Consider the following 6,649-nt stretch of genomic DNA (forward strand, 5'->3'; position numbering starts at 1 on the left):
TGATTAAAAGTTTGAAATAATTTTTTAATTAATAAATGTATAAATAATAAAAAAAAATGGATCAAGTTTCCTAAACCTTAGAATGTAGAAATTCAATAATTAAAAAGACCATGAACTCTATAAAGCATTTTTTTTAATAAAGATCATATAGTTCTTTATCGGTTATTATTTCCTCAAAACACAAAATTCTTCAAAGCTAAGTTACATAATGCGCAGTTATAGGTACATTCATTCACTTTCTGCCCTATAACGCCATTATGTAAAATAGCGGCGCACGCGGCTTAAATCTGTACTTCCAAATCTAATTCGCCGCTATTCATGAACTCCCGTAAAAATAAAAAAGTCGTGAACTAAATAGCCGCTTTCCAACGCTCAGATAGGTGCTTTCAATATTATTTTAGATTTATATATAAATAGTGATATAATTCAAAAAACATAAAACGTAAATCCTTTCTTTCAAAGCTGAAATCCGTAAGTAAAATCTATTACTTATCTCATTCAAGCTGCACAAAACCATCGCTAAGTCCAAGTGTTCCTTATCTCAAGTATTTGTTTGTTTCATTTCGCTAAGCAATAGATTTTTATTAAAAAACGAACGAACAACCCAATCACCATAAAATTCTGGATGAGAGTATTTATAGATTAAAATTCACATCGTAAAATTATAAAGTGTAGTTACAATCTAACCTGACCTATTTTGTTTTTTGTAAGAATTTAATTTTTATGAAACGGCAAGAATCCAAAGAGCTTGCGGTCTGGATTCGTTAGTGGAATAGAAAGTAAAATTCAAAAAAAAGAAAAGTGAGTCTTGATTTTTTGTTTCGTTTTTCATCAAGGAAAAATGAAAAGAATAAAAAGAGTATTCCATTTATCTCAGGTATTTGTTTGTTTCATTTCGCTAAGCAATAGATTTTAGTCCACTTTCCCCACCGGATCGAACGTTAAGAAACAGTCTAGTAGACTGTTTTAGTGAAGAGGCCAGCTTGTCGCGTTGTTTAGGTGTAGGTTACAGCAATTAGCAATGTTTGCCATGTGTCTGTGGTAGTTTCATTCCATTCTTTCAAGACACCTCAATGCTTCCTTGCATCCAGCAACTTCGGTTTCCTTTCTCTCATTCCATTCAACCACCTCAACACCGCGCATAAAAAAAGAGTATTTTTTCCACTTTACGTGCAAATGAGCGTAGAGTAGCACTAGTGCTAACTATACCGTGTGCAGCCGTAAAGCAATTTTAATTAAAATACCCTTTATTTATTTTTTCCACATACCAGTTAAAGCATATAATTTTAGGAAGTATTTTAGAATTAATTTGCCAAGATTAAGATAAAAAACAGAGGCATAATTGTTTTAAGTCGAGTATTTTTAACGCTAATATTGGCAAATTAAAATGAAAGAGGAGTAACATTATATGCTTTAAATGGTATTCTTACAACATCACTAATTACCTCCACCTACGCACTTTTCCCCTGAAAGTTAGGTTGTATTATACTATTTTTTGATATCTATTTTCTAAAACAGTTTTATAAGCTGTTTTCATTTCATCTGATAAAAAAGAATCGTTTATGAGTTGTAATGCTTTCGTTTTATTTTTCAACATTCTTTTAAAAACACCTTTAATTTGTTTGTCTGTTAAAGCTAAAAGTTGTCCTAGTTTTTCAAAGTGTTCCTTTTGTAGCTTTCTTTTTTTTCCTGATAGGGTAAGCGCTAATTCTTCTGTGTCTTCTGGTAAAACAATGCTAACGTTTAACAAATCATATGCAGGTGCCAAAATCCATCCAGAAACACTTTCTATCAAAGAAAAGTTCTTTAAGTGCATGTCATTATTACCTGTTAAAAAACTGAATAAACTCAATTCAAAAAAGAAGATTTTATCAAGTAAAGTATTCGTAGAATATTGACCAATGGCTTTACCCACTTTTTCCATTGAGCCTTTGTATTTATCATAGGCTTCTGTAACTTGAAATAGATCCAACATATGTATTTTTTCTCCTTCAGTAGTTCTATCAATTCTTTTGGTAATATAGGCAAGTTCTCCAGAAGCAAGTCGTATCAAACTAGAAGGTACAGTGTTTAAACCAAAAGCCTCAGCAATACGCATCGTCAAATGCTCATTTTCGGGCATTTCTCTAAATTGTGGCGTAGGTGGTTTAAAAATATAATGTCCTCCCAAAGCACCAACGACTGTAAGTCTTGGTGTGTCTTTAGTTTCAGAACCTTTTACTAAAGACATGGATAGTTTGGGTTGCACTCCTGGTACTGCAATACTTCTTTCTACTACATTTTTAGCTAAAGTTCCCATGTCTTCAAGACTATAGGGAATCTTTGGTACTTCTTTGGTTCCAAAGAATTCTAAGGCACATTTTTCATGAAAATCAGCTTCAGTAGTCAATGTTTTGTAACAATACAAACAGTTTTTTTTAGACATCATCATTTTCTTTTATAGGTACAACACTAACGGCTCCAATACAATTTTGACAACAGGCTAACAATAACCCCATTCTGTCATTGGCTTTTATTTTCCAATTTTTAGTAGCTATATCTAATAGCCATCCTTCTGGTATCAATCCTTCAAAAAAAGGAAACAATCGATCAGAAATATATGGTTCAGTTCTTACAGGCATACTAAACGTTATAAATTGCTTAGGGTATTGGGTTACATAAGTAATATCATAAGTAAAAACATAATCTCCTTCTGCAGTTTCTATAATGTTACCTGCAAGTGTGTCCTTATAATATACCTTACCTTGTCTCATCGTCTATGTTTTTTCTTTCTACAGGTGCCAATTCATGACCAAACATTGCCAAAACCAAATTCACTTTTTCTAAGTTCAAATTGGTTTTTCCTTGTTCTATTTTACGCACTACTGTTAAAGCTACACCTGCACGTTCTGCAAACTCTTCTTGGGTAAGATGTACTTCTTTTCTGCGTTTTTTTACAAACTCTGATAATAGTTTCATTATATGCTTTTAAATATAAATATAAGCAAATATACTAATTTATATGTTTTTAGATATAATATAGTTGAATAATAATGTTTTATATGCTTTTAAATATAATATTTATGTCAAAAAGGATCAAATTAATAAGAACAAGGGTAAATTTTAACTAAAATTACCTTCGTTTTTCATATAGAGGTAAATGCTACTCTTAATTTTTACACTTTAGAAGTAGAATAAAATAAAAAAAGATAGCAAATATAAGTGCCTCACTTCATCCAACGCTAAAAGGCTATAAAGGTCAAGCCCTTCGGGTTTTAAATAAAACTTTTTTTAATAGCATTTTTCTTTTTAAATCAACATTTGTATAACAAAACTTTTATTCAAAAACCTTGACAGCCTATCCAAGGCACTTTTATATAGGCATATCTCTTTTTAGTTCCAAAAAAATTATGTGCGAAGCGCAGCGAAGCATAATTTTAAATTGGATACCCATGTCAACTTTTCAGATCAAGACGCACCAACCAGGGCGCACGTACACAAAACCTCATTTTTTCATACTTAACAAAGGGCTAAATAGCGGAAAACCGCTAGATAAACCTTGCCCAAATTGCTTTGTAATTACCACAACCACAAGAGCAGAAAGAGAATCCCTGTATTACCTGTGCTTATCCTTAAAGGTAGGGCAATTCTTTGCTTATTATTTAAAAGGTTCTGTGATTCCTTTTATAGGCATCTCAGATGCTAAAAAAGTAATCAATATAGCACTGCAAAATTACGAAGCGCAGCAATGTCAAATGAAAGTTGAAAAACTCAAAAAAAATAACAGCTTTCGAAGAAAATTTGCAACAACAATTGTCAACTATTTCAAAGCTAAAAATCGCTTTACTAAGATCATAAACAGCAAAATGTCATTCCCAAACGACCTATTTTATTTTTTGTAGAAATTCAATTTTTATGGAATTCAGAGAACCCAAAAAGCTTGCGGTCTGGGTTCGAAAATGGAATAAAAAGTAGAATTCAAGTAAAATAAAAGTAAGTCTTGATTTTTTGTTTCGTTTTTTATCAAGAAAAAATGAAAAGAAATAAAACCAACATATGAAAGTAATAATAGCCGGAAGTAGAAACTTTTCAGATTATCAAAAATTAAAAAAAGAATGCGACCAATTCCTCCAGGATCAAAAAAATATTGAAATTGTATCTGGGTGTCATTATAAAGGAGCTGACAAATTAGGAATGCAGTATGCATATGAAAAAGGTTTCAACCTAATAAAATTTCCTGCAGAATGGAATAAATTCGGGAAAGCTGAAGGACCCATCAGAAATAATAAAATGGCAATATTTTCGGATGCGTTAATAGCTTTTTGGGATGGAAAGAGTAGAGGTACTCAAAATATGATTCGATTAGCAAATCAAAAGGGATTAAGAGTCAAAGTTGTAATGGATTAAATGAAAAAAAGTCCAATCAAATGATCGGACTTTAATTTCCTGAAGCTTGTCCTGAATTTATTTCAGGATCTCACAGGATCTATTCAGTAAAGGTTACCACATCAAAACTGAATTTATCTTTTACGCTTAGTAATCTTTTTTAAGAAATAGGAAACCATAAAACTTACGGTAGCTCCAATCATTGCTAAAATAATAGTTTTTACAATATCTTGTGTAAATATTCCTGGACTAATACTTAACAGAGTACCAGAGGCAGTTCCTATTTTTAATTGGATGTTGCTGTTCATGGTCCTTGATCTTTTTTTGCTTTAGAGTCTTCAACTGTAACTTGACTGACTGCTGAAATAACGCCTCCAACAACAGCAACATATCCTGCCACTGTAACTACTGCAGCTGGTAATGCAATGGGTGCAGCCAAAAGACTTCCACTAACCGCTAATAAGGACAAACCAATGGTTCTTAAAACTTTGAAGAATTTAGGTGTAGGTGCTTTTGCACGTTCTTGAATGTTCATGATAAAATATTTTTAATTGTAATATTGACTTTTAAAATAGGAGAGGGAAGAGGTAATTCGCAATTGCACGGGTGTATTTTTAGCAAGTGCTGGTAAAGCTAAACTTGTTAATTTATGGAATGCTTTTCTTGACGAATTTCCTTTTCCTATTCCTGTATGATAACTTACGGGTGCAATACAGCCTTCTAATTCTTTTTTAGCATCATTGGCTGGATGAATTAAAATCAAGCTTCTACCAATAACATTTTTCAAATGCAAATGATACTTGAATTTAGAGCTGTATCTTTTTTGTAAAGTATATAAACCTTCAGGAACACAAGAAATGTTTCGTTTATTTTGAATCCAAGGTAGTTCAATCGTGTAGCAAATAAACTGTCCATCCAAAAGTAGCATTCCTTGTGTACCTTCAGGAAAATAGGTTCTATGTAAAACGAAGATCATTATACACCTCCATCAACTTTTACCAAAGAAAGTGCATTGTATGCACCATTTTTCAACGGATACATATTTCCATTGACTTCTTGGTAAAATTCAACTCCCAGTGCTAAAAATAATGGATGTGTACTGTTTGCAGTGACTGCATTACTCAAATTAATCGCTGCAGTAGCATTGGCATCCCAAGGTAAAATTGCAGTTTCAGAAGATTCAACGACTGATACCTCATTTTCAAAATCAATTTCTGCCCCACCAGAAATTACTTTAAAGTGAGTAGTTCCTCCAGGAGCTGCAATCATATTACTAGGAATAAATGATGGAATATCAATATCCAATGTTCCTGCAACACGATCAATTGTTGATGTATAAGCAGCAAACAAACTAGTGCCTAGTTTTCCATTGATATTGAACTCAAATCCAGTCAATAATTCTGCTTCTCCATCAATAACATTTCGTAATCCACGCTCACTAACAGTGTCCGCTTGAATTACTTTCACCATAGATTGATGCAATCGACTCACCACTCTATTGTCAGATGCGTTTAATAAAAGCAAACGTAAAGCAACTCTTAATACTTTACCGGCTTTTCCTGCGCGTCCAAATTCAGAACCATTTTCACGAGTTCTTTGAAACGCAGGATCAGTTGCAATTCGTTTTGCATCAATACCTCCTTTTTCTCTAGCCAAATGACCATCTTTTGTTTTGTAAAAAGTAATATCTCCTATAGTACCTTTTAGTTTAATAATTCCTTTTTGTCTTGCCATAATTTCTAATTTTTAATGATTATACACTCAAATATTAGAGCTTTTAATCAATAAAAAAAGGAGGAGCAGTTCCAGATGTCATCCAATGGAATAAATGACGTTCAGTGTCATAAATAGTTAGGGTAAGTTCACTAAAAATCAGTATATTGATGAGGTAGCGTTACACCATAGCAAAAGCATAGATAGTATATGAAAAAAGAGATGCAAAGAGTGTGCATCTATCCAAAAGACGTTCAGATCATTACTGGTAAAAGTTATCGTCAAAGTGTTAGATTTGTACACAAAATCAAAACAGAGCTTAACAAAACCACAAAAGAGTTCCTAACCATTGATGAGTTTTGTGAGTACACAGGCATAAAATATGAACAAGTGGCTCACTTAATCATCAATTAAACTTGATTTATTGTCTAATATTTAGTTATGTATATTTCTTTAACTAGTTCAATTTTTAGTATTGTGTAATTATTATTTGTTAGTAAAAACTGTCTTTAAGTTAAGTTATTGCTTTTAATGATAGTAAAAACTATCATATATTATTGTTGTTTTATAT

The 6,649-nt window shown here is 32.1% G+C and carries 9 protein-coding genes; 2 read left to right on the forward strand and 7 right to left on the reverse strand.

The window, feature by feature from the left end:
• Positions 1 to 1,483 precede the first annotated feature (1,483 nt).
• From ACTG3V_RS14645 to ACTG3V_RS14655, 3 genes are read right to left on the reverse strand one after another with little or no spacing between them, the layout of a single operon-like run.
• Positions 1,484 to 2,425: a HipA domain-containing protein gene (locus ACTG3V_RS14645; protein WP_439132920.1), complete on the reverse strand. Its 942-nt coding sequence runs from the start codon at positions 2,423 to 2,425 to the stop codon at positions 1,484 to 1,486.
• Positions 2,418 to 2,753 (reverse strand): HipA N-terminal domain-containing protein, encoded by a 336-nt coding sequence (locus tag ACTG3V_RS14650; RefSeq protein ID WP_439132921.1) that lies wholly within the window; start codon positions 2,751 to 2,753, stop codon positions 2,418 to 2,420. The genes ACTG3V_RS14645 and ACTG3V_RS14650 overlap by 8 nt, the downstream gene beginning before the upstream one ends.
• Positions 2,740 to 2,958, reverse strand: a complete 219-nt coding sequence (locus ACTG3V_RS14655) for a helix-turn-helix domain-containing protein (protein ID WP_242179409.1) — start codon at positions 2,956 to 2,958, stop codon at positions 2,740 to 2,742. The genes ACTG3V_RS14650 and ACTG3V_RS14655 overlap by 14 nt, the downstream gene beginning before the upstream one ends.
• Positions 2,959 to 3,431: 473 nt before the next feature.
• Between ACTG3V_RS14655 and ACTG3V_RS14660 the strand changes: the two genes are divergently transcribed.
• On the forward strand, positions 3,432 to 3,881 hold the full coding sequence (locus tag ACTG3V_RS14660) for a DUF6943 family protein (protein WP_439132922.1): 450 nt from the start codon (positions 3,432 to 3,434) through the stop codon (positions 3,879 to 3,881).
• A gap of 154 nt (positions 3,882 to 4,035) precedes the next feature.
• The gene (locus tag ACTG3V_RS14665) at positions 4,036 to 4,386 is read left to right on the forward strand and encodes a DUF2493 domain-containing protein (protein ID WP_439132923.1); all 351 of its coding nucleotides are present in this window, start codon (positions 4,036 to 4,038) and stop codon (positions 4,384 to 4,386) included.
• A gap of 113 nt (positions 4,387 to 4,499) precedes the next feature.
• Here ACTG3V_RS14665 and ACTG3V_RS14670 read toward each other — a convergent pair whose 3' ends face one another.
• Genes ACTG3V_RS14670 through ACTG3V_RS14685 form a run of 4 tightly spaced genes read right to left on the reverse strand, consistent with a single transcriptional unit; the run spans position 4,500 to position 6,099 of the window.
• A complete protein-coding gene (locus ACTG3V_RS14670) occupies positions 4,500 to 4,673 on the reverse strand; it encodes a hypothetical protein (protein WP_439132924.1) in 174 nt (57 codons plus the stop codon).
• On the reverse strand, positions 4,670 to 4,900 hold the full coding sequence (locus tag ACTG3V_RS14675) for a hypothetical protein (RefSeq protein WP_439132925.1): 231 nt from the start codon (positions 4,898 to 4,900) through the stop codon (positions 4,670 to 4,672). The genes ACTG3V_RS14670 and ACTG3V_RS14675 overlap by 4 nt, the downstream gene beginning before the upstream one ends.
• 12 nt (positions 4,901 to 4,912) lie before the next feature.
• Entirely contained in the window at positions 4,913 to 5,341 is a 429-nt protein-coding gene (locus tag ACTG3V_RS14680; RefSeq protein WP_439132926.1) for a DUF5675 family protein, read from the reverse strand.
• A complete protein-coding gene (locus ACTG3V_RS14685) occupies positions 5,341 to 6,099 on the reverse strand; it encodes a hypothetical protein (protein ID WP_439132927.1) in 759 nt (252 codons plus the stop codon). The genes ACTG3V_RS14680 and ACTG3V_RS14685 overlap by 1 nt, the downstream gene beginning before the upstream one ends.
• Positions 6,100 to 6,649 lie beyond the last annotated feature (550 nt).

The sequence above is a fragment of the Polaribacter sp. genome (assembly GCF_965660385.1).
In the GTDB taxonomy this organism is placed as follows: domain Bacteria; phylum Bacteroidota; class Bacteroidia; order Flavobacteriales; family Flavobacteriaceae; genus Polaribacter.